The organism is Streptomyces sp. NPDC030840, assembly GCF_055572015.1.
Map to the genome: position 1 here is coordinate 215,805 of NZ_JBVIEE010000007.1, position 25,505 is coordinate 241,309.

Annotated in this window: 22 protein-coding genes; 7 read left to right on the forward strand and 15 right to left on the reverse strand. The window is 72.1% G+C overall.

Translation table 11 applies throughout. From position 1 onward, the window contains the following. Positions 1 to 29: 29 nt before the first annotated feature. The 3 genes from smc to ACZ49J_RS18075 form a co-directional block, all read right to left on the reverse strand. Positions 30 to 3,584 (reverse strand): chromosome segregation protein SMC, encoded by a 3,555-nt coding sequence (smc, locus tag ACZ49J_RS18065; protein WP_467449119.1) that lies wholly within the window; start codon positions 3,582 to 3,584, stop codon positions 30 to 32. Positions 3,585 to 3,808: 224 nt separating this feature from the next. After that, entirely contained in the window at positions 3,809 to 4,012 is a 204-nt protein-coding gene (locus tag ACZ49J_RS18070; protein WP_131558399.1) for a hypothetical protein, read from the reverse strand. 382 nt (positions 4,013 to 4,394) lie between these two features. Then, a complete protein-coding gene (locus tag ACZ49J_RS18075) occupies positions 4,395 to 4,676 on the reverse strand; it encodes an acylphosphatase (RefSeq protein WP_467449120.1) in 282 nt (93 codons plus the stop codon). Positions 4,677 to 4,826: 150 nt separating this feature from the next. Between ACZ49J_RS18075 and ACZ49J_RS18080 the strand changes: the two genes are divergently transcribed. Both ACZ49J_RS18080 and ACZ49J_RS18085 read left to right on the forward strand, forming a co-directional pair. Further along, positions 4,827 to 5,783 (forward strand): CAP domain-containing protein, encoded by a 957-nt coding sequence (locus ACZ49J_RS18080; RefSeq protein WP_467449121.1) that lies wholly within the window; start codon positions 4,827 to 4,829, stop codon positions 5,781 to 5,783. A gap of 92 nt (positions 5,784 to 5,875) precedes the next feature. Continuing rightward, the gene (locus tag ACZ49J_RS18085; RefSeq protein ID WP_467449122.1) at positions 5,876 to 6,265 is read left to right on the forward strand and encodes a winged helix-turn-helix transcriptional regulator; all 390 of its coding nucleotides are present in this window, start codon (positions 5,876 to 5,878) and stop codon (positions 6,263 to 6,265) included. On the opposite strand, the gene mutM is transcribed toward ACZ49J_RS18085, so the two are convergent. The 8 genes from mutM to recG all read right to left on the reverse strand — a co-directional run bounded on the left by mutM (position 6,238) and on the right by recG (position 13,817). Next, positions 6,238 to 7,098, reverse strand: coding sequence for a bifunctional DNA-formamidopyrimidine glycosylase/DNA-(apurinic or apyrimidinic site) lyase (mutM, locus tag ACZ49J_RS18090; RefSeq protein ID WP_467449123.1), 861 nt, complete (start codon positions 7,096 to 7,098; stop codon positions 6,238 to 6,240). The two genes, ACZ49J_RS18085 and mutM, sit on opposite strands and share 28 nt — an antisense overlap. A 237-nt stretch (positions 7,099 to 7,335) precedes the next feature. Beyond that, positions 7,336 to 8,145, reverse strand: a complete 810-nt coding sequence (gene rnc / locus ACZ49J_RS18095) for a ribonuclease III (protein WP_467449124.1) — start codon at positions 8,143 to 8,145, stop codon at positions 7,336 to 7,338. Between the two features lie 19 nt (positions 8,146 to 8,164). Further along, positions 8,165 to 8,338 (reverse strand): 50S ribosomal protein L32, encoded by a 174-nt coding sequence (gene rpmF, locus ACZ49J_RS18100; protein ID WP_003951102.1) that lies wholly within the window; start codon positions 8,336 to 8,338, stop codon positions 8,165 to 8,167. A gap of 2 nt (positions 8,339 to 8,340) precedes the next feature. Then, the gene (locus tag ACZ49J_RS18105) at positions 8,341 to 8,985 is read right to left on the reverse strand and encodes a YceD family protein (RefSeq protein ID WP_467449125.1); all 645 of its coding nucleotides are present in this window, start codon (positions 8,983 to 8,985) and stop codon (positions 8,341 to 8,343) included. 127 nt (positions 8,986 to 9,112) lie between these two features. Next, positions 9,113 to 10,240 carry an ATP synthase F0 subunit B gene (locus ACZ49J_RS18110; protein WP_467449126.1) on the reverse strand — a complete coding sequence of 376 codons (1,128 nt, stop codon included), beginning with the start codon at positions 10,238 to 10,240 and terminating at the stop codon, positions 9,113 to 9,115. Positions 10,241 to 10,360: 120 nt separating this feature from the next. Continuing rightward, positions 10,361 to 10,870 carry a pantetheine-phosphate adenylyltransferase gene (gene coaD / locus ACZ49J_RS18115; RefSeq protein ID WP_467449127.1) on the reverse strand — a complete coding sequence of 170 codons (510 nt, stop codon included), beginning with the start codon at positions 10,868 to 10,870 and terminating at the stop codon, positions 10,361 to 10,363. Further along, positions 10,867 to 11,487, reverse strand: coding sequence for a 16S rRNA (guanine(966)-N(2))-methyltransferase RsmD (rsmD, locus tag ACZ49J_RS18120; RefSeq protein ID WP_467449128.1), 621 nt, complete (start codon positions 11,485 to 11,487; stop codon positions 10,867 to 10,869). Before rsmD ends, coaD begins: the two co-directional genes overlap by 4 nt. A 107-nt stretch (positions 11,488 to 11,594) precedes the next feature. Then, on the reverse strand, positions 11,595 to 13,817 hold the full coding sequence (gene recG / locus ACZ49J_RS18125; RefSeq protein ID WP_467449130.1) for an ATP-dependent DNA helicase RecG: 2,223 nt from the start codon (positions 13,815 to 13,817) through the stop codon (positions 11,595 to 11,597). Positions 13,818 to 13,986: 169 nt separating this feature from the next. On the opposite strand from recG, the gene ACZ49J_RS18130 reads away from it, so the two are divergent. Together ACZ49J_RS18130 and ACZ49J_RS18135 are read left to right on the forward strand one after the other, a co-directional pair. Beyond that, positions 13,987 to 15,840: an HSP90 family protein gene (locus ACZ49J_RS18130; RefSeq protein WP_467449323.1), complete on the forward strand. Its 1,854-nt coding sequence runs from the start codon at positions 13,987 to 13,989 to the stop codon at positions 15,838 to 15,840. Then, positions 15,837 to 18,830, forward strand: a complete 2,994-nt coding sequence (locus ACZ49J_RS18135) for a tetratricopeptide repeat protein (RefSeq protein WP_467449131.1) — start codon at positions 15,837 to 15,839, stop codon at positions 18,828 to 18,830. Before ACZ49J_RS18130 ends, ACZ49J_RS18135 begins: the two co-directional genes overlap by 4 nt. A 212-nt stretch (positions 18,831 to 19,042) precedes the next feature. Here ACZ49J_RS18135 and ACZ49J_RS18140 read toward each other — a convergent pair whose 3' ends face one another. Beyond that, the gene (locus ACZ49J_RS18140) at positions 19,043 to 20,803 is read right to left on the reverse strand and encodes a DAK2 domain-containing protein (protein WP_467449133.1); all 1,761 of its coding nucleotides are present in this window, start codon (positions 20,801 to 20,803) and stop codon (positions 19,043 to 19,045) included. Between the two features lie 273 nt (positions 20,804 to 21,076). Here ACZ49J_RS18140 and rpmB point away from each other — a divergent pair, with 273 nt between their 5' ends. Beyond that, the gene (gene rpmB / locus ACZ49J_RS18145; protein ID WP_003993230.1) at positions 21,077 to 21,262 is read left to right on the forward strand and encodes a 50S ribosomal protein L28; all 186 of its coding nucleotides are present in this window, start codon (positions 21,077 to 21,079) and stop codon (positions 21,260 to 21,262) included. Between the two features lie 96 nt (positions 21,263 to 21,358). Here rpmB and thiD read toward each other — a convergent pair whose 3' ends face one another. Next, on the reverse strand, positions 21,359 to 22,177 hold the full coding sequence (gene thiD, locus ACZ49J_RS18150) for a bifunctional hydroxymethylpyrimidine kinase/phosphomethylpyrimidine kinase (RefSeq protein WP_467449134.1): 819 nt from the start codon (positions 22,175 to 22,177) through the stop codon (positions 21,359 to 21,361). Continuing rightward, on the reverse strand, positions 22,174 to 23,139 hold the full coding sequence (locus ACZ49J_RS18155) for a thiamine-phosphate kinase (protein ID WP_467449136.1): 966 nt from the start codon (positions 23,137 to 23,139) through the stop codon (positions 22,174 to 22,176). The genes thiD and ACZ49J_RS18155 overlap by 4 nt, the downstream gene beginning before the upstream one ends. A gap of 218 nt (positions 23,140 to 23,357) precedes the next feature. Between ACZ49J_RS18155 and ACZ49J_RS18160 the strand changes: the two genes are divergently transcribed. After that, entirely contained in the window at positions 23,358 to 23,591 is a 234-nt protein-coding gene (locus ACZ49J_RS18160; RefSeq protein ID WP_003997603.1) for an Lrp/AsnC family transcriptional regulator, read from the forward strand. A 21-nt stretch (positions 23,592 to 23,612) separates the two neighbouring features. Then, positions 23,613 to 24,122 carry a DUF3515 domain-containing protein gene (locus tag ACZ49J_RS18165; protein ID WP_467449137.1) on the forward strand — a complete coding sequence of 170 codons (510 nt, stop codon included), beginning with the start codon at positions 23,613 to 23,615 and terminating at the stop codon, positions 24,120 to 24,122. 172 nt (positions 24,123 to 24,294) lie between these two features. On the opposite strand, the gene ACZ49J_RS18170 is transcribed toward ACZ49J_RS18165, so the two are convergent. Beyond that, entirely contained in the window at positions 24,295 to 25,452 is a 1,158-nt protein-coding gene (locus ACZ49J_RS18170; RefSeq protein ID WP_467449138.1) for a D-alanine--D-alanine ligase family protein, read from the reverse strand. Positions 25,453 to 25,505: the final 53 nt, after the last annotated feature.

Below are 25,505 nucleotides of genomic sequence, written 5' to 3' on the forward strand. Positions count from 1 at the left end.
AAACCGAGCAGCTCTGCGGGCGCCCGCCTTCAGCGGAGCCGCTGGCTGATCACCTTCGACACCCCGTCGCCCTGCATGGAGACGCCGTACAGCGCGTCCGCGACCTCCATCGTGCGCTTCTGGTGGGTGATCACGATCAGCTGGGAGGCCTCCTGGAGCTCCTGCATGATGCGGATCAGCCGCTGGAGGTTGGTGTCGTCGAGGGCCGCCTCGACCTCGTCCATCACATAGAAGGGACTCGGCCGTGCCTTGAAGATCGACACCAGCAGGGCGACGGCGGTCAGCGACCGCTCGCCGCCGGAGAGGAGGCTGAGCCGCTTGACCTTCTTGCCGGGCGGACGCGCCTCCACATCGACACCCGTGGTGAGCATGTTGTCGGGGTCGGTCAGGATGAGCCGGCCGTCACCGCCGGGGAACAGCCGGCTGAAGACCCCTTCGAATTCCCGGGCCGTGTCCCGGTACGCCTCGGTGAAGACCTGCTCGACCCTCTCGTCCACCTCCTTCACCACCTGCAGGAGATCGGCGCGCGTCTTCTTCAGGTCCTCCAGTTGCTCGCTGAGGAACTTGTGACGCTCCTCCAGCGCGGCGAACTCCTCCAGCGCGAGCGGGTTGACCTTGCCGAGCTGCTGGTAGGCCCGCTCGGCCGCCTTGAGCCGCTTCTCCTGCTCCGCGCGGACGAACCGCCTGGGCTGGTTGCGCGGGTGCTCGGGGTCCTCGGGCAGCTCCTCGCCCTCGGCGGGCGGAGAGGGCGGTACGAGCTGGTCGGGGCCGTAGTCGGCGATCAAGCCCGCCGGCTCCACACCCAGCTCCTCCAGCGCCTTGGTCTCCAGCTGCTCGATCCGCATGCGCTTCTCCGCGCCGAGCACCTCGCCGCGGTGCACCGAGTCGGTCAGCTTGTCGAGTTCCGCCTTGAGGTCGCGGCCCTGGTTGCGGGCCTGCGCCAGCTCCTGCTCCCGGCGCGCCTTGGCGGCCTCGGCGGCGGTGCGCTCCTCATCGGCGCGGACGAGGGAGACCTCGACGTGGGTGAGCAATTGCCGGGCACCGGACGCGACGGCCTCGGCCACGGCCGCCTCGTGCCGCAGACGTGCCCTGCGCTGTTCGGCCCGCGCCCGCGCCTCGCGCTCGGCGCGCGCGGCGCGGTCCAGTGAGTCGGCACGCCCCGCGAGCCCCTTGACGCGCTCCTCGTGGGTGCGCACCTGGAGCCGGGCCTCCATCTCGGTCTGCCGCGCGTTGGCACCGTCGGCGGCGAGCCGGTCCCGTACGGAGGTGTCGGGCTCCTCCTCGACCGGCATCTCCTCGGCGACGGCGAGCCGCTCGGCCAGTTCCTCGGCCTCGGCCAGGGCCTTGTCGAGGGCTTCCTGCGCCCGGGCGGCCGCGGCGGTGCTGCGCTCAGCCTCCCCGGCCGCACCGCGGGCCTGCCCGGCGAGCCGGCCGAGCTGCTGCGCCACGGCCGACTTCTCCCGGTCGGCCGCCCGCCGCCGCTCCCCCAGCTCCTCGACGAGCGCGGCCCGTTCCCTGCGCTGTTCGGTGGCCTGGTGCTGAGCCTCGGTCAACTCCTCGCAGCGCACGGCGAGTTCTTCGAGCTCGGCCGCCGCCTCGTCGACGGACGCCTGCACTTCGAGCAGGCTGGGCGCTCCGGCGGAGCCTCCGTGGGCGAAGTGCGCGCCGAGCAGGTCGCCCTCGGCGGTGACGGCGGTCAGGTCGGGCCGCGCGTAGACGAGGTCCTCGGCGTCCTCCAGGGTGCCGACAACGACGATGCCGCGCAGCAACCGCCGTACGGCGGGCATGAGTTCTGCGGGTCCGCGCACCAGGTCGGCGGCGAACGGGGGGCCGTCGGTGCGCTCCCGCGGTGGCACGTCGTCGGGGGCGCCGCTCAGCAGCAGTGCCGCCCGCCCCGCGTCCTGCTTGCGGAGCAGACGGATGGCGTCCGCGGCGGAGGACGGGGTCGTGACGGCGACGGCGTCGGCGGCGGCTCCGAAGGCGGCGGCCAGGGGGACCTCGTAGCCCGGGGTCACCGTCAGCAGTTCGGCGGCCGGGCCCAGCAGTCCGCCGATACGGTCCTTCGCCGTCAGCAGGGCGCCCGTGCCATCCTTGCGGCGCAGTCCCAGGGCCAGGGCCTCGTGGCGGGCCCGGGTCGCGGCCCGCTCGCGTTCGGCGGTGGTGGCCGCCTCGCGGGCGGCCGTCAGGGCCGACTCCGCCTCGGCCAGCGCCCGTTTGGCCGCCTCGTGCTGCTCGGCGAGGTCCGCGTCACCCGCGTCCAGGCCGTCGACCTCGGCTTTGAGTGCCTCGTACTCCTCCTGGGCGGCGACGGCTCGTTCCCGCGCCTCTTCCCGGGCGGCGGCCAGGCGGTCGATCTCGGCCTGGGCGGAGGCCGCGCGGGAGCGGGCCGCGTTGACCTGGCCACCCAGCCGGGCCAGGCCTTCGCGTCGGTCGGCGATGGCGCGGGCGACGTCCTTCAGCCGGCGCTCCTCGACGGTCAGCTCCCGCTCCAGCTCGGCCCGGTGCGCGACCGTGTCCTCCAGGGCGCGCTCGGCCGCCTCCAGAGCCGCTGCGAGTTCGGCCTCCTGCTCGCGGATCCGGGCGGCCTCGCGCTCCAGGTCCTCGGGGTCGCGCCCGCGCCGCTCCTCGACGGGCGCGGAGGTGGCGCTCTTCACCCGGGCGTCGGCCAGCGAGATCGTGCCGCGCACCCGCTCGGCCAGCTGCGAGAGCTCGTACCAGGTCTGCTGGGCCCGCTGCAGGCGCGGCGTGAGCTGCCGTACCTCGTCCTCCAGCAGCGCCTCCCGCTGGAGTGCCTTCTTCAGCTCTACCTCGGCGGCCTCCTTGCGCTGCTTCAGCGCGGCCTCGTCGGCGACCTCGGCCTGGAGCGCCTGGCGGAGCCGTACGAGATCGTCGGCGAGCAGGCGGAGGCGGGCGTCGCGGAGGTCGGCCTGGATGACGGCGGCCCTGCGGGCGACGGCGGCCTGGCGGCCCAGCGGCTTGAGCTGGCGGCGGAGCTCGTCGGTCAGATCCTGGACGCGGGCCAGGTTGGCCTGCATCGCGTCCAGTTTCCTGAGCGCCTTCTCCTTGCGCTTGCGGTGCTTGAGGACGCCGGCCGCCTCCTCGATGAAGGCCCGGCGGCCCATGGGGTCGGCGTGCAGAACGGAGTCGAGCTGGCCCTGGCCGACGATGACGTGCATCTCGCGGCCGATGCCGGAGTCGGAGAGGAGTTCCTGGATGTCGAGGAGGCGGCAGGTGTCGCCGTTGATCTGGTACTCGCTGCCGCCGTTGCGGAACATGATCCGCGTGATCGTGACCTCGGCGTACTCGATGGGCAGGGCCCCGTCGGAGTTGTCGATGGTCAGGGACACCTCGGCGCGGCCGAGCGGGGGGCGCCCGGTGGTGCCGGCGAAGATGACGTCCTCCATCTTGCCGCCGCGCAGCGACTTCGCGCCCTGCTCGCCCATGACCCAGCTCAGCGCGTCCACGACGTTGGACTTGCCCGAGCCGTTCGGACCCACGACACACGTGATGCCCGGCTCGAACCGCAGCGTGGTCGCCGAGGCGAACGATTTGAACCCGCGGAGGGTCAGGGCCTTGAGGTGCACGCCGCTGGACTCTACCTTCCGGCCTTGTCTCACTCCATGAACGCTCGGTTTCGCCCATGAACGCGCAGGGCACACCCAACGTTAAAGAGAGTGGGGAGGGAACGCGGGGGCCGGAGAGCGGGGGCCAAGAAAGAAGGGACGCCGAAGAGGCGCCCCTTGCAGATCTGACAACTTAGCGGTTGATGTGAGCCGCCCAACCACTGCTGTCGTTGTCGATGCAGTGATCAGGTGAGCGCAGGCTCCGCCTGGTGTGCGTCGATGCTCTCGATAAGCGAGTCGTGAGAAGCGGCAGCCGTCAGCGCGTCGTTCTCCGCCTGGATCCGTACGAGCTCGGATTCCAGGTCCTGGACACGCTGCTGGAGCCGTCGCATCTCGGCGAGGAGTCGCGGGTCGGAGCCGCCGACGTAACCGAGAAGCGCCTTTGCCATGATGGATGGTCCTCCACACTGAGTGACCGCTGACCGAAGCGGTGTGGGTTCGTGAGGGAATCGCACCCGGGTGCTTGGCACTGTGGAGTTTTACTGCCGTTCATCCATGCCAAACAGCTAAGGTGCGCGGGGCTTTCAGCGTCTCACCAAAAAGTTTGACGGTCAACACGATCACGCCCCGCGTTGGCGGGCAGCCCGGGCGCGCGCGGCCCGGACGGGCGGCGCTGCGGCTCCTACGGGGCCCCGGAGGTGAGGAGATCATTCTTCACGGCGGAGCCTGCCACGACAAGCGATTCTTGGCAACCACCAGGTCATTCCCGTTCCGGGCGGGTGCCAAGGGCATTTTCCGGCCGCTTCGGGCGGCCGTTTCGACGTCTGGAGCTCACCGGACCTCGAAGCCGTCGTAGCCCCCGCGAGGTGTGTCCCAGATCTCCGTGACACCGTCCACGCGCCCGGGCGTGTCGGCGCCCTGAAGCCACTCGAGCAGCCCTTGACAACCCTCACGGGGCCCCTCGGCGACCACCTGGACGCGTCCGTCCGCCAAATTGAGAGCAAAACCACTCAGGCCGCCGATCTCCAGGGCCCTGGCCCGGGTGAACCAGCGGAAACCGACACCCTGGACGTGTCCGCGCACCCAGGCGACCAGCCGTACATCCTCGCTCATGCCTGCACGCTAACGGTCCAATGTCTCTCAGGACTCACGGTCCCCCTGCGCCATGCTGTACCGTCCCGGTCCAACGAATCTCATATGAAACTCACTCGATCGTGTGAGTTCCGTGAAGAGAGTGACCGCAAGGTCGAGGAAGGCCAGGACATGGGACGCCACCGACGCTCCGCCGCCGGCCGCGCCGCCAGGGGCCGCGCCACGGGGGTTGCGCAGACGCAGAACGCGACCACGGAGCGCTACGGACCCGAGAACCTGTACGGCTTCGCCGCCGTCCTTGAGGCCGAGACGACGCCCCGCGGGCGTTCGCACCGCAAACAGAAGAAGACCGTGACGCCCGTGAAGACCGGCCTGCTGGGCGTGTCCGCGGCCGTCGCCATCGGCACCGCCGCGGTGGCCACCGGGGTGCTGCCCGGCGGCGACAAGTACGCCGTCAGCGGTGGCGGCAGCGCCGACACCGTCGTTCCGGCCGGTTCGCCGACGAACGCGGAGTCCCAGCAGGGCGGCACGGACGGCACCGCGGACCGCGGCGACGAGGCCGCGAGCCGCGACTCCGAGCGCGAGACCTCGCCGTCCGCCTCCCCGTCGCAGACGCCCACGCCGTCGAAGACGCCCTCCGAGAAGCCCCCGGCCGAGCCCACCAAGCCGGAGAAGACCAAGACGCCCTCCGACAAGGCCACGAAGAAGCCCGGGAAGTCGGAGAAGGAGGCCCCGGCGGCGGTCTCCGCGGAGGCCAAGGCCGCGGCGGAGGTGCTCCGCCTGGTCAATGTGGAGCGGGAGAAGGCCGGGTGCAGCCCGGTGGCCGCGAACAGCGCGCTGACCGAGCTGGCCACGGCGTTCAGCGACGACATGGCCGAGCGCGGCTTCTTCGACCACACCGACCCCGAGGGGGACACTCCCTGGGACCGGGCCGCGGCACTGGGGATAACCGACCTGGGCGGAGAGAACATAGCCCGGGGACAGGCGACCGCGGCGGCCGTCATGGAGGCGTGGATGGACAGCCCCGGCCACCGGGCGAACATCCTGAACTGCGACTTCAAGACGCTGGGCGTGGGTGTGCATCTGGGGTCCGGCGGGCCTTGGTGGACCCAGGACTTCGGGTACTAGGACCCCACCGCGAAGGCGCCGACCGGAAAGGGGCACTAACCAGAGGTTAGTGCAACCTGTCGGTTAGCGCTGCGGACGAGTATCCTGTGCGTATGGAACTCGACACCCTGGGTGCCTCCCCCTTTGACGTGTTCGCGAAGGACTGTCCCTCCAGGGGAACGCTGGAGCACGTGACGGGGCGCTGGGGTGCGCTGACGCTGGGCGCTCTGCACGAGGGATCGTTCCGGTTCAACGAGCTGCGCCGCCGGGTGGACGGGGTCAGCGAGAAGATGCTCTCGCAGACCCTGCACGCCCTGGAGCGCGACGGGCTGGTCCACCGCGAGGCGCAGCCCACGAATCCGCCCCGCGTCGACTACACGCTCACCCCGCTGGGCCGTGAGGTCTCCGAGCGTCTGCTGGCCCTCATCCAGTGCGTGGAAGGCCGTATGGAGGACGTGCTGCGGGCACGCGAGCGTTACGACGAGGTTCGCGGCGGCCGCTGACAGCGCGGGCAGTAGTAGCTGGAGCGGTTCATCCAGGGGCGCCGCCGCATCGGTGTGGCACAGCGCCGGCAGGGCAGGCCCTCACGCCCGTACGCGTCGAGTGAGCGGTCGAAGTAGCCCGACTCGCCGTTGACGTTGACGTACAGGCTGTCGAAGCTCGTGCCGCCCACGGCGAGGGCCGCGTTCATCACGTCCCGTACGTGGCCAAGGAGTTCGAAGGTGCGCGGGCGCGTGAAACCGGCCGTGGGGCGCTCGTAGTGGACGCGGGCTCGCCACAGCGCCTCATCCGCGTAGATGTTGCCGACGCCGCTGATCAACGACTGGTCGAGCAGGGCCCGTTTGATCGTGGTGCGCTTGCGGCGCAGGGCCTGGTGGAAGGCCTCGTCGTCGAAGAGCGGGTCGAGGGGGTCGCGCGCGATGTGCGCGATGACGTCGGGCAGCCCGTCGGGCGTGGTGTCGTGCAACGAGAGCCCGCCGAAGGTGCGTTGGTCGACGAAGCGCAGTTCCGTGGCAAGGGCGTCCGCGAAGCGCACACGGATGCGAAGGTGCTTCTCGTCGGGCGCCTCGTGCGGCTGGACGAGCAGTTGGCCGCTCATCCCGAGGTGGGCGAGGACGGCCGTACCGGAGTCCTCCACGGGCAGCCACAGGTACTTGCCGCGACGGCTGGGCTCGCCGATGCGGTGGCCCTTGAGGCGGTGGGCGAAGTCGTCGGGGCCCGCGAGGTGGCGGCGTATGGCACGGGGGTGCAGGACCTCGACGTCGGCCACGGTGCGATGGGCCACCCAGCGGTCCAGTCCGCGTCGTACGACCTCGACCTCGGGCAGTTCGGGCACGGGGTCCTCCGGAAGCGTGACGGGGTGACGCCCGCAGCGTACCCGGTGGTCGGGGGCGCCGGCGGCGCGGCCGCGCTCCCCCAGCGGCTGCCGCGACCGCCGGTCGCCGCCCGACGCCCGCGCCCGCGGGGGCGGTCAACAGGCCGACGGCCCGCTCGGCTTCACCTGTGGACGCGCGGCCCGTACACGGAACCCCCGCCGGACCGAGGTCCGGCGGGGGTTCCGTGAAGTTCGGCGTCAGGCCGGGGCGACGGCTGCCGTGCCGCCCTCGGGGTCGTCGGCAGCGGCCTCCTTGGCCGCCTTCGCGCGCTCGTCCGCCGCGGAGCGGATCGCACGCCAGGCGGACTCCGCCGCCTGCTGCTCCGCCTCCTTCTTGCTGCGGCCGGTGCCGGTGCCGTACGAGACGCCTCCGACGCGGGCGGCAGCAGTAAAGGTCTTCTCGTGGTCGGGGCCGGTCTCCGTGACCAGGTACTCGGGTACGCCGAGCCCCTCGGTCGCGGTGAGCTCCTGGAGACTGGTCTTCCAGTCCAGGCCGGCACCGAGGTTCGAGGACTTCTCGATCAACGGGTCGAACAGGCGGTGCACCAGCTCCGCCGCCGAGTCCAGCCCCTGGTCGAGGTACACCGCGCCGATCACCGCTTCGAGGGTGTCGGCGAGGATGGACGCCTTGTCCCGGCCGCCCGTGCCCTCTTCACCCCGGCCGAGCCGGATGAAGGAGCCCAGGTCGAGACCACGACCGACCTCCGCCAGCGCACGCGAGTTGACCACCGCGGCCCGCAGCTTGGCCAGCTGGCCCTCGGGCAGGTCGGGGTGGGTGCGGTACAGCGTGTCCGTGACCACCAGGCCGAGCACGGAGTCCCCGAGGAACTCCAGGCGCTCGTTGGTGGGCAGACCGCCGTTCTCGTACGCGTAGGAACGGTGGGTCAGCGCACGCACCAGAAGGGCGGACTCGAGCTTGTAGCCGAGCCGCCCTTCCAGAAGCGTGTGGGACGAGGCCGTGCTCTCCGCCTTCTTCCTGGCGTTCGTATCCGCCTTGGCGTCAGACATCAGACCTCTCACCGGCCGCTCAGACTTCGAGGACCTGGCGCTTGTTGTAGGTGCCGCACGACGGGCACGCGATGTGCTGCTGCTTGGGCTCGTGGCAGCGCTCGCACGCAACCAGGGTGGGGACCGCAGCCTTCCACTGCGACCGGCGGTGGCGCGTGTTGCTGCGCGACATCTTCCGCTTCGGAACAGCCACGGCTACTTCTCCTGCTTCTCGTCGACGCCCGGTTCGGCGCCGCTCATCTCGTCCTTCTCGCCGTCTTCGAGTGAACCGGCGAGTCCCTGCAGTGCCGCCCAACGGATGTCGACGGCGTCGTGGTGGTGGTCCGGGTCGTCCGCGAGCCTCGCTCCGCACTCGGAGCACAGGCCGGGGCAGTCGTCCTGGCACACCGGCTGCATCGGCAGGGCAAGCACCACCGCGTCACGCAGCACTGGTTCGAGGTCGAACAGGCCGTCCTCGACGAAGAGCCTGTCCTCGTCGTCCTCGGCGTCGGCGTCGGGCTCCGCGATCACGCGGCCCCGCTCGTCGGCGTCGGGGTACGAGAACATCTCCTGGAAGTCCGCTTCGAGCGTCAGCTCCAGCGGCTCCAGACACCTTACGCACTCCCCCTTGGCCGTGGCACGGGAGGTGCCCGTGACGAGCACCCCTTCCATGACCGACTCCAGACGGAGCTCGAGTTCCACCGGGGCGCCTTCCGGCACTCCGACGACCCCCTGAATACCGAGGTCCTTGGGAGCGTCGACCTCACGGGTCAGGCGCTGCAGCGCACCGGGCCGCCGGCCCAGCTCGTGCGTGTCGAACACGAGGGGGTTGCGGTGGTCGAGGCGGGCGTTCAAGGCCATTCTGCTTTCGGTCTTCGGAGCTCAGAGGTGATGCTGCCCTGCGGTGTTCCGGGCAGGTTTGATCGCGGACGTACGCGCGACCGAACAGCCAGGATACTGGACCTTTCGCTCAGGTCCCAATCCGCGGTCAGCGGCCCTGCTCATAGCGGCGCAGCTGCTCCGCGCTGATCATGGTCGTGTCGAAGAGGCTCGTCTCGTCGAGCGTGGTCGGCTGGTGCTGGGGCTGGGTGTAGCCGTGGTGCCCCTGGTGCTCTTCGTGGCCCTGGTGCCCGTGCTGGTTCTGATGCCCTTGGTGATCGTGGTGTCCCTGCTGGGCCTGGTGCGGGTCGTACGCGGGTTGCTGCGGGTACGCGGCGTACGGGTCGGCCTGGTAGCCGTACGGGTCGGTCTGCTGTCCGTACTGCGGCTGGTGCTGGTGCGACTGGTGCTGCTGGTAGCCGTACTGGTCCTGCTGCTGGTACGCGTAGGCGTCCTGCTGGGCGTACTGCGGCTGGGCCGGGCTCTGGGAGGTCCGGGCGGGCTCCGGGGTGTCCGAGAGGGCGGCCAGGTCGGCGAGGTAGTCGGCGTCGCTGGTGTGCTGCCTGGGCGTGCCGTCGTCGTTCAGGGCGAGGGCGCCGAGGTCGTCCGTGGCGATGCGGCCGTGCAGCTTCTCCCGGCCGCGGCCGACGGCCTCCAGGGTCTTGGCGAGGACCGCCTCGAAAGCACCCAGCTTGGCGTCCACGTACGCGTCGGCGTCCTTGCGCAGGGTCTCGGGGTCGTGGCTGCGCTCGGGGGCGTCCTCGTCCTCGTAGCCGTTCTCGTCGGTGCCGGGACCGGTGCCGAGGAGCTTCTCGCGGCCACGGCCGACGGAGCCGAGGGTCTTGGTGAGGACGACCTCGAAGTTGGCGAGCTTGGAGTCGACGTAGTCGTCGGCCTCCGCGCGGATCTCCTCGGCCTCCTTGCGGGCCTCGGCGAGGATGCGGTCGGCCTCGTTCTGGGAGCGGCGGGCGACCTCGGTGTCGGAGATCAGGGAGCCGCGCTCGGCGTGCGCGGTCTCGATGATCCGCTCGGCCTCCTGGCGGGCACGCTCGACCATCTGCTCGCGGTCGCCGATCAGCTCCTGGGCCTGCGCGAGGGAGCCGGGCAGGGCCTCGCGCAGCTCTTCGAGCAGTGAGAGCAGGTCGGCGCGGTTGACCACGCACGAGGCCGACATGGGCATGGCCCGGGCACTGGAGACCGCGGCGACGATCTCGTCGAGCTTCTTCTGCACGTCCACCTGTGCTCGCCACTCTCTACAGCTGTGTTGGAGACGGACGGGTCGACTGTACGGCCACAGGAGCCCCCGCCGACACCGGGTGACGGGCTGTCAGGCGCCGGGAGGCCCGTGCGGTCTCCCTCAGTCCTTCCTGAGACGCTCGTCCAGGGCCTGCAGGACCTCCGGCGGCACCAGGTGCGAGACATCGCCGCCCCACGCCGCGACCTCCTTGACCAGGGAGGACGACAGGAAGCTGTAGGTGGGGTTGGTGGGTACGAAGAGGGTCTCCACGCCCGAGAGACCGTTGTTCATCTGGGCCATCTGCAGCTCGTAGTCGAAGTCGCTGACCGCGCGCAGTCCCTTGACGATGGCGGGGATGTCACGCTGCTTGCAGAAGTCGACGAGGAGGCCGTGGAAGGCCTCGACCTCGACGTTGCCGTACTCGGAAGTGACCCGGCGGATCAGGTCGATCCGCTCGTCGACGGTGAACAGGCCCTGCTTGGACTTGTTGATCATCACTGCGACGTGCACGACGTCGTACAGCTTGGAGGCACGGGCGATGATGTCGAGGTGTCCGTTGGTGATGGGGTCGAACGACCCGGGACAGACGGCGCGGCGCAACTTGGGTCCCTCGCTCTCCGGTCCGGTCATCGTGCGTCTTCGCACGTAGAGGCGGCGCGACCGTACCAAAGCGTGCCTTCGCCGTAGCGACGGGCCCGGATCGCCTCGAAGCCGTCGGGCCACCGGAATTCACCGCCTCTGGTGCTGCGCTCCACGGTGACGAGGGCTTCGGCGGCGAGCCAGCCCCCGGTGCGGAGTGTGAGCAGGATCTCGCGAAGATCGTCGTCCGTGACCCGGTACGGGGGGTCGAGGAAGACGATGTCGTACGGCGTGGCCGACGCCGGCGTGTGCACGATCTGCTCCGCTTTGCCCGCTCTGACCTCGGCGCCGGGCAGGCCCAGTGCCCTCACGTTCTCCCGGACCGTGCGGACCGCGCGGGCGTCGGCCTCGACGAGCAGGGCGTGGCCCGCGCCCCGGCTGAGCGCTTCCAGGCCCACGGCGCCCGAGCCGGCGTACAGGTCGAGGACGCGCTCGCCGTCGAGTGGGCCGCCGAGCAGGGACTGCCAGGTGGAGAACAGGCCCTCGCGCGCCCGGTCGGAGGTGGGGCGGGTGCCCTGGCCCGGCGGGACGGCCAGGCGGCGTCCGCCGGCCGCGCCGGCGATCACGCGGGTCATCTCGGGTCCTTGGTCGTGGGGGCGGTCACGCATCCAGTCTGGCAGGGGCGGGGGGTGACCGGAGCCCGAGGTGGTGCGGGTGGGTCGTGGGAGTCCTCGAACGCCCGGGCGGCCTGAAGCGGACGGTGCGCTGAGAGGGCTCACCCCTTGTCCAGATACTGCTCCCTCTCCTCGTCCAGCAGCGCGTCCAGCGCCGTGCGCAGCCCCGGCAGGTGCTCCAGCTCGGGGTCCGCGGCCACCACCGCCGACGCTTCTTCCCGCGCCTCCGCGATGATCTCCTCGTCCTCTATGACGGCGAGCATGCGCAGGGAAGTGCGGGCGCCGGACTGGGCCTGGCCGAGGACGTCGCCCTCGCGGCGCTGTTCGAGGTCGATGCGGGAGAGCTCGAAGCCGTCGAGGGTGGCGGCGACCGCGTTGAGCCGCTGACGGGCCGCGCTCGCCTCGGGCATCTCCGTGACCAGGAGGCACAGGCCGGGGGCCGAGCCACGGCCGACGCGGCCGCGCAACTGGTGGAGCTGGGAGACACCGAAGCGGTCGGCATCCATGATCACCATCGCGGTGGCGTTCGGCACGTTCACACCGACCTCGATGACGGTGGTCGCGACGAGGACATCCGTCTCCCCGGCGGCGAACCGGCGCATCACGGCGTCCTTGTCGTCGGGCTGCATTCGGCCGTGGAGCACCTCGACCTTCAGCCCCTGCAGAGGTCCGCGCGCGAGCTGGTCGGCGACGTCGAGGACGGCGAGGGGCGGGCGCTTCTCGGCTTCGTCCTCGGGGGTCTTCTTCTTGCCCTTCGGGGCGTCCTCCTCGTCGCCGATGCGGGGGCAGACCACGTACGCCTGATGCCCGTTCCCCACCTCCTCGCGGACCCGCTCCCACGCGCGCGCGAGGAAGTGGGGTTTGTCGGCGGCCGGGACGACATGGCTGGCGATCGGGGAGCGGCCGGCGGGGAGCTGGTCGAGGACGGAGGTCTCCAGGTCGCCGAAGACCGTCATCGCGACCGTGCGCGGGATGGGCGTGGCGGTCATGACGAGCAGGTGCGGCGGCTGCTTGCCCTTGCCGCGCAGGGCGTCGCGCTGCTCGACCCCGAACCGGTGCTGCTCGTCGACGACCACCAGCCCCAGGTCGTGGAACTGCACCTTGTCCTCGATCAGCGCGTGCGTGCCGATGACGATCCCGGCCTCCCCCGTGGCGAGGTCGAGCAGCGCCTGGCGGCGGGCAGCGGCACCCATGGAGCCGGTGAGCAGGACGACCTTGGTGGCGTGCTCGGCACCGCCCAGCATCCCTCCCTCGGCCAGCTCGCCCATCATCTCCGTGACCGACCGGTGGTGCTGCTGGGCGAGCACCTCGGTGGGGGCGAGCATGGCCGCCTGGCCGCCCGTGTCGACGACGGCGAGCATGGCGCGCAGGGCCACCATCGTCTTTCCCGACCCCACCTCCCCCTGCAGCAGCCGGTGCATCGGATGCTCGGTGGCCAGGTCGTCGAAGATCTCCCTGGAGACCTTCCGCTGGCCGTCGGTGAGGGTGAACGGGAGGCGGGCGTCGAAGGCGGTGAGGAGGCCGTCGGGGGCCGGCCTGCGGGCCACGGCCGGGAGTTGGGCGTCGGCGTGGCGGCGGCGGGCGAGGGCCACCTGGAGGACGAAGGCCTCGTCCCACTTGAGGCGGTCGCGGGCGGCGAAGGTGTCCGCCTTGGTGCCCGGCTGGTGGATCTTCCGCAGGGCTTCCGGGAGCGGGAGGAGGCCCCGGCCGGACCGCAGCGACTCCGGCAGGGGGTCGACGGCCTCCTGCGCGCTCGGGAGGACCGTCTGGACGGCCTTGGCGATCTTCCAGGACTCCAGCTTGGCGGTGGCCGGGTAGATCGGGATGAGGGCGCCCGCCCAGCTGTCGATGGCCTGGGCCGCGTCCGGAGTGTCGCCGCGCAGCAGCTCGTACGCCGGGTGGGCCAGCTGCAGGCGGCGGTTGAAGACGGAGACCTTGCCCGCGAAGAGCGCGCGCGTGCCGGGGAGGAGCTCCTTGTGGGGCTTGTGCACGCCGTTGCCGAAGAAGACCAGCTGGAGGCGGCCGCTGCCGTCGGTGATCGTCACTTCGAGCCGCTGCCCCTTGCCACGCGGGGCCTTGGCCGAGGCGAACGAGTGCAGGCGGGCGTCGGCGACCTGGGCGACCACCGTCACGTGCTCGTCCATGGGCAGGTCCGCGAGGTGGGTGAGCTGCCCGCGCTCCTCGTACCTGCGGGGGTAGTGGTGGAGCAGGTCGCCGACGGTGTGCAGGCCGAGGTGCTCGGCCATCACCTTCGCGGTGGCGGGGCCGAGCACCGACTTCAGCGGTTGTTCCAGTGGTTCTCGCAGTGCGGGCACGAGATCCATTGCACACCACGGCAGTGACAATGCCGTATACGTCCTGGAAATCCGCTGGTCAGACGGGTAGTTCGCGGCCTAGGATGACGCACTCCCGGCCTTCCTCCCGCGGTCACCGCCCCACCGGGACCGCCCGACCCCGCGCCGTCGAACGTCCCCCACCCGCGGCGCCGTGACGATGGACTCCCAGACCTCACAGTCATCCCAGGCACCTCATTCGCCTCAGTCGCCTCATACGTTTCAGGTCGACCTTCGTGGTCTGGTGGACCTGCTGTCCCATCACCTCTACTCCAGTCCGAAGGTCTACCTGCGGGAGCTCCTGCAGAACGCCGTGGACGCCATCACCGCCCGGCGGGCCGAGCAGCCCGACGCGCCCGCCCGGGTGAGGTTGTTCGCGGACGGTGGTTCGCTGCGCGTGGAGGACTCGGGCGTGGGGCTCACCGAGTCCGATGTGCACAACCTGCTGGCGACGATCGGCCGCAGCTCCAAGCGGGCCGGCGCCGACGGCCTGGAGTCGGCGCGATCCGACTTCCTGGGCCAGTTCGGCATCGGGCTGCTGGCCTGCTTCGTCGTCGCCGAGCGCATCCGCGTCGTCAGCCGCAGCGCCCGTACGCCCGACGCGGCGCCCGTGGAGTGGACGGCCACCGACGACGGGTCGTACACCGTGCGCACCCTGCCGCAGGACGCCCGCACCGAGCCCGGCACGACCGTGCACCTGGTGGCGCGGCCCGGGGCGACCGACTGGCTCGCGCACGAGCGCGTGCTGTCCCTGGCGCGGGACTTCGGCTCGCTGCTGCCGTACGACGTGCGCGTGGGCGACGAGGCCGTCACCGACCTGCCGGCGCCCTGGGACCGCCCGTACCCGTCGCCCGCCACCCGCAGGGTGGCCCTGGCGCGGCACTGCCACGAGCTGTTCGGGTTCACGCCGCTGGACTCGATCGAGCTGGACGTGCCGCTGGCCGGGATCCGGGGCGTGGCGTACGTCCTGCCGTCCGCGGTGAGCCCCGCCCAGCGCGCGGGCCACCGCGTGCACCTGAAGGGCATGCTGCTCACCGAGCGGGCCGAACAGCTGCTCCCCGACTGGGCGTTCTTCGTGCGCTGCGTCCTCGACACCGACAGCCTGCGGCCCACGGCGTCGCGCGAGTCGCTGTACGAGGACGAGACCCTCGCCGCCGTACGGGAGGCCCTGGGCGAGCGGATCCGCACCTGGCTGACACAGCTCGCGGCGGGCGATCCGGAGCGGCTCGCGGCCTTCCTTTCGGTGCACCACCTGGGGGTGAAGTCCCTGGCGCGGCACGACAAGGAGATGCTGCGGACGATGCTGCCGTGGCTGCCGTTCGAGACCACGGACGGCCGGCTGTCGCTGGAGGAGTTCGCGCAGCGGCACCCGGTCGTGCACTTCACGCGGACGGTCGAGGAGTACCGGCAGGTCGCGCCGATCGCCTCGGCCCAGGGCGTCGGCGTCGTCAACGGCGGCTACACGTACGACAGCGAGCTGGTCGAGGCGCTGCCGTCGGTGCGCCCGGGGACGGTGGTCGCGGAGCTGGACGCCGACACGGTGACCGCGCACCTGGACGCGGTGGACCCGGCGGAGGAGCTGGCCCTGTCGGGCTTCCTGTCGGCCGCGCGGGGCAGGCTCGACCCCCTGGGGTGCGATGTCGTGCTCCGGTCCTTCCACCCGCTCACCGTGCCCGCGCTGCACCTGGACGACCGGGCGGCCCGGCACGAGCAGGCGCGCGCGGAGGCCGAGGAGCAGGCCGACGAGCTGTGGGCGGGCATCCTCGGCTCCCTGAGGGGCAGTGCCCCCCGCGCGCGACTGGTGCTCAACCACCTCAACCCGCTGATCCGCAGGATCAGTTCGCTGGACGACCCGGAGCTGATCGGCACCGCCACGGAGTCCCTCTACGGCCAGGCCCTGCTGATGGCGCAGCGCCCGCTCAGGCCCGCGGACACCGCGCTCCTCAACCGCTCGTTCATCGGCCTGCTGGAGTGGGCCACGCACACCGAGTCCGGGGAGGACGGCCGCCGATGAGCCGGTTCAGCGAGTTCGCCGACATCACTTCCTTCGACGAGCTGCGTCACGCGATGGCGGAGAACTACGACGAGCCGGAGGGCCCGGCACGCAACACGCGGGCGGAGCACCTCCTGGCGCAGGCCGAGAAGCTGAACATCCCGCTCGCCGTGATCGAGGCGCTCGGGCACCAGCTGAAGGTCTACAACTACAGCTCCGAGAAGGACAAGATGTTCGTCCCGTTCGCGCGCCTGCTGCGCATGTGGGACGAACGCCCCGAGGACTTCGACGAGTACGAGACCCACTCGCTGCACTGGGTCTTCAAGTGGATGTCGGCCGGCATGCTGAACCAGCCGCACATCCCGCTCGCCTCCGTCGAGAAGTGGCTCGGCGAGATGGAGCGCCGCTACCGCCTGGCCGGGCACTCCGAACGGGCCGTGCGCAGCGCCGAGTTCAGCGTGGCCGCGCACGTCGGCGACCTGGAGCGGGCGGAGCGGGCGTACACGGCGTGGCTGGCCGCCGACCGGGACAGCATGGCCGACTGCCACGCCTGCGAGCTGCACGGGCAGGGCTGGTGGCAGGCGCTGCGGAACGACGACGCCAAGGCGCTCGAGCTGTGGGCGCCGGTCCTGGAGGGCGAGTACACGTGCGCCCACGAGCCGCACACGGTCCTCGCGGCCTCCCTGCTGCCGCTGCTGCGCCTGGGCCGCCTCGACGAGGCCCGCGCCCACCATCTGCGCGGCTTCCGGCTCGTACGGCCCATGGAGAGCATGCGGGGCGCCTACGCGGACCATCTGGAGTTCTGCGCCCTGTCCGGCAACGAGGCGCGCGGCCTTGAGCTGCTGGCCGAGCGCCCGGCGTACTTCACGGACGACGGGGACCCGCGCAGCAAGCTGGACTTCATGACAGTCGTGGCCCTGCTGATGGACCGGCTGGTCGGACTCGGGCTGGGCGACCAGACGGTCCCCGGCCCCGTCGGCCGTGCCTGGACGGCGGGCGAACTGGCCGTCCACGCGCGGGCGGAGGCCCTGTCGCTGGCCGCCCGCTTCGACGAGCGCAACGGCACGCCGTACGTGGGTGAGCGCGCCAGGGAGCGCATGGAGCGGCGGCCGCTGGTGGAGCGGCTGCCGCTGGGGGTGCGCACGGCTCGGAAGGTACCGGTTCCGGCGCCGCGGCCTCCGGCCCCCGTGGAGCCCGCCGCACCCGACTCAAGCCCGGACCTGCCCGCTCTCCTCGCCGAGGCGCGGCGGCTCGCCGAGACCGTGCACCCCGACGCCGTCGACGCGTGGGCCGCGGTGGCGCGTGCGGCCGAGGCCGAGGGGGCGGAGCTCGACCCGTACGACCGGGCGGAGATCGTCGACCACGAGGCGATAGCTCTCGGCCCCGAGGGCCTTGACCTCTTCGCGCGCGCGGCCGAGCTGTACGAGGAGGCGGGCGACCCCGGGGAGGCACTGGCGGCCCGCGCGCGGGAGGCGTCCGTCCACGCCTTCACGGGGCGGTCGGAGGCCGCCCTGGCGCTGATCGCCGAGCCGTACGAGAAGATCCTCGCGCTCTTCGCCCAGGGCGGCACCGGAGCACGGCAGACGGCGTCCGTGCTGGTGGGACGTGCCCGCATACTGATGCAGCGGCTCGACGAGGCGCAGGACGGCGGGGACGACGCCGCCACGGACGCCATGGCCGCCGCCGAGGAGGCCGTACGGGAGCTGCTGGCCTTCACCGAGCCGCACACCGCGGACGTACGGGTGGCCTCGCGTGCCGCGGAGGCGCACGGGATGCTGGGCGAACTGGCCGCGCGCGGCGGGGACGCCGAGGCCGCGGCGGAGCTGCTCGCCCGCTCCGCGGAGGGGTATGTGACGGCCGGGCTGCCGTGGTTCGCCGTGGAGCAGGAGGCACGGCTCACCAGGGCCGCGCGGCACCTGGGCGACCTGGAGACGGCCGAGCGGGCGGGACGTGCGGCGCTGGAGCACGGCGGGCCGTATCTGGAGCCCATGGGGCACGCCCAGCTGAACCTCCAGCTGGCCGAGGTCCTGGGTGAGACAGGGCAGTTCGCGGCCGCGGCGGAGCACGCCCTTCAGGCGGCGCACTGGGCCGACGAGGCCGGCGAGGCGCACACGCTCGGGGCCTGGGCCCGGCACCAGCTCGGTGGCTTCCTGCTGCGGCAAGGGCGCTGGGCCGAGGCCGCCGAGGTGCTGGAGTCGGCGCTGCCGGATCTCACCGCCGAGACCCACGGCGACGGGGCGGTCGTGCAGACGCAGTGGTGGCTCGGTGACTGCCTCACCGAGCTCGGGGAGCACCGGGAGGCCGCCGAGCGCTGGTCGCAGGCCGCCGAGATCGCCCGGCACTGGCCCGAGCAGCATGACCACGCCATGCTCGCGCACCTCGCCGCGGAGGCACTGGGGAACGCGGGGCTGCCGGCGGAGGCCGGCCGGGCGTACGAGCGGGCCGGGGACCTGTGGCGCGAGCTCGGCAACGTCCAGGGGCTGGCGCGGGCGCTGCGCGCGCGGGCCTGGATCGTGGCGCGGGGCGAGGAAGGGCTCGACGCGGCGCGGGAGTTGATGGGCGCGGCTGTCGCGGAGTGCGAGGCGGTGCTGGGTGCCGGGGCGGTGCTGGGTGCCGGGGCGGGCGACGGCTCCGGTGACGGTGCCAAGGCGCGGCGGGCGGTGCTGGCCGAACTGGGGCAGTCGTACCGGCAGTTCGCGGAACTCGTGGCCCGTTCTGTGCCGGGGGACGCGGGGCCCGACGTCGTGGGGCCGGTGTTCGAGGAGGCGCTGGGGTATCTGACGCAGGCTGTCGACGCGTACGGGGCTCTGGGTGAGGCGGGTCTCGACGCGCGGACCGGAGCCGAGCTGGCGGCCGGGTGGCTGGAGGCGGATCTTCAGCGGGCCGGGGACGCGGTGGCGCGGGCTCAAGGGGTGCTGGCCGCGTACGAGGGGGTGTCGGGGGACGTGGCTGAGGCGCGGCGGGCGGAGGCCGGGCGGATGGTAGAGCTGGTGGGGGGCCGGACGGGCTGAAGGATTCAGCCCCTCCGGCGTTTGAGGAGCGGGTGTCCGGGGCGGAGCCCCGAAACGGGGTCCGGGGGCCGGCCCCCAAAACGGGGTCCGTGGCGGGGCCCCGCAAGGATGGGGGCCGCAGGGGGCGCAGCCCCCTGCCGGGGTCGAAGGGGCGGAGCCCCTGGGGATGGGACGGGCCCCTGGGGATGGGACGGGTAGGGGCGGCGGGGGCGCTACTCCACGCCGATCAACAGCAGCGCTCCCTGCCGCCCACCCCGGTACACCACCGTGTCCACCGCCAGGTACGACTCCCGTACACGGGTCTCCAGGTGGTCCGCGATCGTCGCCGGAGCGTCGTCGCCGAGGACCAGCGTGACCATTTCGCCGCCGGCGGCCAGCATGCGGTTGAGGACGGTCTCCGCCGTGGCCGTGACGTCGGAGCCGATGACGGCGACGTCGTCCTCGATGAGGCCGAGGACGTCGCCGGCCTGGCAGATGCCGGCCATGGTCCAGGACTCGCGCTCGGCGATGACGACCTCGGCGTAGCGGGTGGCACCCGCCGCGGACGTCATCGACACGACGTCCTCGTCGAAGCGGCGGTCCGGCTCGTGGACGGCGAGCGCGGCGATGCCCTGGACGGCGGACCGGGTGGGGATCAGGGCGACACGGACGCCCTCCGCGCGCGCCTGCTCGGCCGCCGCGGCGGCCGTGTGCCTGAGGTCCGCGTCGTTCGGCAACAGCACCACCTCGCGCGCGTGGGCACGTCGTACGGCCTCCACCAGTTCCCCGCTGGCGGGCGGCTCCCCGGGGCGGGCCAGGACCGTCGTCGCCCCGGCCTCGGAGTACAGCCCGGCCAGCCCCTCCCCCGGCACGACGGCCACCACGGCGCGCGGGGCCCGCTCGCGGGGCGGCCGCCCGGCGCCCGTCATGTGCGCGTCCTCCGCCCCGAAGTGCGTGATCCTGATCCGGTACGGCCGTCCGGCCTCCACGCCCGCCTCCACGGCGGCACCGGCGTCGTCGACGTGCACGTGGACGTTCCACAACCCGTCCCCGCCGACCACGACGAGCGAGTCGCCCAGCGCGTCGAGCCGCTCCCTGAGTCGCGCCACGGCCGCGTCGTCCGCCTCCAGCAGGTAGATCACCTCGTAGGCGGGTCCGCCGTCCCCGCACGCGTCACCGTGCGCCGGCTCGAGGGCGTCCGCCGGCTCCGCGAGTGCCGTTCCCGCCGGCCGTGCCGGTGCGGACGTCGGTACGGCTCCCTGCTTCGGGGCCTCTCCGGTGAACGTCTGCACCAGCGCCGCCAGGACCGCCACCAGCCCGCGCCCGCCCGCGTCCACGACCCCCGCGCGCTCCAGGACGGCCAGCTGCCCCGGCGTCGCCGCGAGGGCCGCCCGCGCCCCCTCGTACGCCGCCCGGGCGACCGCCCCGCAGTCGCCCTCCGCCCCGGTCGCGGCGTCGGCCGCGGCGGAGGCGACCGAGAGAACCGTGCCCTCGACGGGGTGCGCGACCGCCTCGCGCGCGGAGTCGGCCGCGTGCCGCAGCGCGACCCGCAGGCCCGGGCCGTCGGTGTGAGCGGCCTCGCCGTCGGCCGCCAGCACCTGAGCCATGCCCCGCAGCAACTGCGCGAGGATCGTCCCCGAGTTTCCCCGGGCCCCGATCAGGGCGCCGTGGGCCATGGCCCGGACGACCTCGGCGAGCAGGGGTTTCACCGAGCCGTCCAGGGCCCCGCGCCCGTCCAGGGCCCCGCGCCCGTCCACGGCACCGTCCCGGCCCCCGGCACCGTCCCCCGCCGCCTCGTGCCCCGCGAACACCGCCTCGACCGCCGCCACGGCCGACTCCACGGTCAGGTACAGGTTGGTCCCGGTGTCCCCGTCGGCCACCGGGTAGACGTTGATCGCGTCGATCTCCTCGCGGGCCCGCCCCAGCGCCTCCAGCGCGAGCCCGCACCAGGTACGCACCGCGGATGCGTCCATTGTCTGCGGCACCTGCGGCACCTGCGCCTCCTCGAGCTGCTGGACGTGGGACGCAGCGTAGACCCAGGGGTGGTGGGTGCAGGAAGAGGGCCGGGGACGGGACCCGGACCGGCCGTGGTAGTTTCGTTGTACGGGAGCAGTCGTTGTATGCTGCTCCGGTTGCCCGATCCTGATCGGGCTCTTCCCCTGGCAACGCCACTCAGATCTCTGATCGTGAATCTCGATCGATCGTAGATCTTGATCCCGGCATGCCGGGATCCACCGTAAGTGCATCTGAAGTCTTTGGAGTGACCCGTGGCTGCCAACTGCGACGTCTGCGGCAAGGGGCCGGGCTTCGGCAACAACATCTCGCACTCGCACCGCCGTACGTCCCGCCGCTGGAACCCGAACATCCAGCGTGTGCGTACCGTGGTCGGCGGGACGCCGAAGCGCGTGAACGCCTGCACCTCGTGCATCAAGGCCGGCAAGGTCTCGCGCTGACGCTCAGCTAGCGCGCGGCCACTGCCTGGTTCGCTGCACGAAGCCGGTCCACCGGAGAGTGGACCGGCTTTTTGGTGTGCGCGAGCCCCGGCGTACCTACTCCCCGGCCGCGAACCGCCATCCGTGATCCACCGGTCCGATCCCGCTCCCGAGCGAGAACCCCGCGGCGATCGCTCCCGTCACGTACTCCTTGGCCGCAGCCACCGCGTCCGGGACGGTCTTCCCCTTGGCCAGCCCGCAGGCGATCGCCGACGCCAGCGTGCAGCCCGTGCCGTGGGTGTGCCGGTTGTCGTGGCGCGGGGCGCGCAGCCAGTGCTCCTCGGAGCCGTCGGTCAGCAGGTCCACGGCGTCCCCGGGCAGATGCCCGCCCTTGATCAGTACCCACGCCGGGCCGTACGCCAGGACGGCCGCCGCGGCCCGCCTGAGGCCGTCCTCCGACTCGACCCGGACCCCCGTGAGTTGGGCCACCTCGTCCAGGTTCGGTGTCGCCACCGTGGCGACCGGCAGCAGCTTGGTGCGGACGGAGTCCAGCGCGGAGGCCGCCAGCAGCGGATCCCCGTGCTTCGACACGCCCACCGGGTCGACGACGGCCGGCGCGTCCGTGCCGCCGATCAACTCGGCCACCGCCTCGACGAGTCCGGCCGAGGCGAGCATGCCGGTCTTGACCGCGGCCACGCCGATGTCGTCGACGACGCTGCGGTACTGGGCCCGCACCGCCTCCACGGGCAGTTCCCAAGCGCCCTGTACGCCGAGGGAGTTCTGGGCGGTGACCGCCGTGACCACGCTCATGCCGTGCGTGCCCAGGGCGAGCATCGTCTTCAGGTCGGCCTGGATGCCGGCCCCGCCCCCGGAGTCGGAGCCCGCGACCGTCAGCACGCGGGGCACGGCACCCCGCCCGGCGGTTGCGGCGCTCATGACTCCACGTCCCCGAAGTGGTCCCAGCCGCCCTTCTTCGTCCACGGCGCCCCGTCGACGGTCACCTGCGGCAGCGCCGAGGGGTTGAGCACCTCGCCGATCACCTTCCAGCGGGCGGGCAGCTTCACGTCGGGCGGGAAGGTCGCCACGATCGCGTGGTCCTCTCCCCCGGTCAGCACCCACTGGATGGGGTCGACGCCCACGGCCTGCCCGATGTCGTTCATCTGCGTCGGGATGTCGATCGCGCCCGAGCGGACGTCGATCCTGACCTTGCTGGCCTCCGCGATGTGCCCCAGGTCGGCGATCAGCCCGTCGCTCACGTCGCACATCGCGGTCGCGCCCAGCCCGGCCGCCGCGGGTCCCGCGTGGTACGGCGGCTCGGGGCGCCGGTGGGCCTCCACGAAGGCACGGGGCGAACGGAAACCGCGCGACAGCACGGCGTGCCCGGCGGCGGACCAGCCCAGCCAGCCGGTCACGGCCACCACGTCCCCGGGCTGCGCGCCGGCCCGGGTCACGGGCTCGTGGCCCCGCAGATCGCCGAGCGCGGTGATCGAGACCGTGATCGTGTCGCCGCGTACGACGTCACCGCCGACCACGGCCGCGCCCGCCACCTGGCACTCGTCGCGCAGCCCGTCCATCAGCTCGGACGGCCAGGTGGCCGGGAGCTCGGCGGGAACGACCAGCCCGAGCAGCAGGGCGGTGGGTACGGCGCCCATGGCCGCGATGTCGGCGAGGTTCTGCGCCGCCGCCTTGCGCCCGACGTCGTACGCCGTGGACCAGTCGCGGCGGAAGTGCCGTCCCTCCAGGAGGATGTCGGTGCTCGCCACGACCCTGCGGTCGGGTGCGGCCACCACGGCGGCGTCGTCGCCGGGGCCGACCCGGACCGCCGGGGTGGTGGTGAGCCGCGAGGTGAGCTCCCTGATCAGCCCGAACTCCCCGAGCTCGCCCACGGTTCCCTTCACCGTGTCTCACCTGGTCCTTTCAACGATTGTCGCCCGGTCGCGGGCGGGCATGCTCCTCGGTACGGTCGGGTCGACCGCCAACCAGTGTCGTGCGTACGGTGCCGTGCGTGCGCCCCTATGTGCGCGCCACCGCCCCCACGGGTCTCCCCGTGGTGAGCGACGACGCGATACCGTGGCGTTCCTTTTCCCATGATCCTCGTGGCCGCCCTGGAGGTTCCGTGGTACAGGCGTACATCCTGATCCAGACGGAGGTCGGCAAGGCGTCGACCGTCGCCGAGACGATCAGCAAGATCCCTGGGGTCATCCAGGCCGAGGACGTGACAGGACCCTATGACGTGATCGTGCGCGCGCAGGCCGACACAGTCGACGATCTCGGCCGCATGGTGGTCGCGAAGGTCCAGCAAGTGGACGGCATCACCCGCACCCTGACCTGCCCGGTCGTGCACCTCTAGCCCCCGTCTACCCTGTGGCCGGTGGACATCTTCCGTTACCGGCACCGCACCCTTGCGGGGGTGCCCGTCCTGGCCCTGCTGCTCGTCACAGCGGGGTGTTCCTCAAGCGACGACAGCGACTCGGCCGCGGTTCCCAGCCCGGACGCGAAGGTCTCCGGGCTGTGCCGAAACCTGGACGAGGCGCTTCCGGGCAAGGTGGACGGCCTGAGCCGCGAGGATCCCGAGCCCCGGTCGGCGCTGACCGCGGGCTGGGGAGGCTCGGTGATCATACTGCGCTGCGGTGTCGAGCGGCCGCCCAAGATGGTCGACCCCAAGGTGGCCAAGGGCGCCGACCCGGACGCGGTGGCCGGGGGCGTGAACGGCGTTGACTGGCTGATGGAAAAGCGGGACGACGGTTCGTACCGCTTCACCTGCGCGAACCGCACCGCGTACGTGGAGATCACCGTGGCGAAGGGGCGCGACAGCTCGGCTGCGCTGATCGATCTGGCGGGCGCGATCAAGAAGGCGATACCGGTGGGCATCGCGGACTGAGCGCGCCGCTGGGTGAGCCGGATCGAGCGCCGTTGTGGGACGGGTCGTCTCAGCGCTGCGGGTCCATTGTGGCTGGTCGCTCCCCCACTCTCGGCTTCGCTCGAGCGGAGGGGACCCCCATCGCGGCGGAGCCGCATGTTAGACACAGCCCCGCGCCCCTCAGGGGCGCGGCTCACCGTAGTCCGGTCGACCTCCGCAGAGCGGCCTGCACCAGCCGGTCCACCAGCTCCGGGTAGCTGATCCCGCTCGCCTGCCACATCGCCGGGTACATGGAGATCGGCGTCATGCCGGGCATGGTGTTGATCTCGTTGATCACGAACTCGCCGTCCTCACCGAGGAAGAAGTCCGCACGGACGAGACCTTCACAGGAGGCGGCCTCGAAGGCCTCCACCGCGAGTCGCTGCACCTCGGCGGTCTGCTCCTCGGTGAGCGGGGCGGGCACGATGCCGGGGGTCGAGTCGATGTACTTGGCCTCGAAGTCGTAGTACGCGTGGGTGTCGGGCGACGGGATCTCGGAGGGCACCGAGGCGCGCGGACCGTCCTCGAACTCCAGGACGCCGCACTCGATCTCGCGGCCCCGCACCGCCGCCTCGACGAGGATCTTCGGGTCGTGCTGCTGGGCGGCCGCGATCGCCTCGTCGAGGCCGGACAGGTCGTCGACCTTGGTGATGCCGATCGAGGACCCCGCGCGGGCGGGCTTCACGAAGAGGGGCCAGCCGTGCTCCCCCGCGAAGTCGATGATCTTCTTGCGGGCCGCGGGCTCGTCGCGCTCCCACTCGCGCGGACGGATCACCACGTACGGGCCGACCTTGAGCCCGAAGGAGGTGAACACCCGCTTCATGTACTCCTTGTCCTGGCCGACGGACGAGGCGAGGACGCCGGAGCCGACGTACGGGACCCCGGAGAGCTCCAGGAGGCCCTGGAGGGTGCCGTCCTCGCCGTACGGGCCGTGCAGCACGGGAAAGACGACGTCGACCTCGCCCAGCGCCTTGGGAACCGATCCGGGCTCGCTGTAGACGACTTCGCGGTTCGCCGGGTCGACGGAGAGGATCACGCCGCCCTCGGCGGACTCGGCGAGCTGCTCGACCTCGGGCGTGCGGCGTTCGGTGATCGACATGCGGTCCGGGTCGTCCGCCGTGAGCACCCAGCGGCCGTCCCGGGTGATGCCGATCGGCAGGACGTCGTACTTCGTCCGGTCGATGGCGCGCAGGACGGCGCCGGCGGTGACCATGGAGATCCCGTGTTCGGAGCTGCGGCCGCCGAAGACGACGGCCACGCGCGGTTTGCGGGGCGGCTGGCCAGGGCTCTGGGGGAGGTTCTCGGTGCTCATATCGCGATGAGCGTACCCGTAGGTAGTGCGGCTCGTCAGTGCCCCACGGGCCC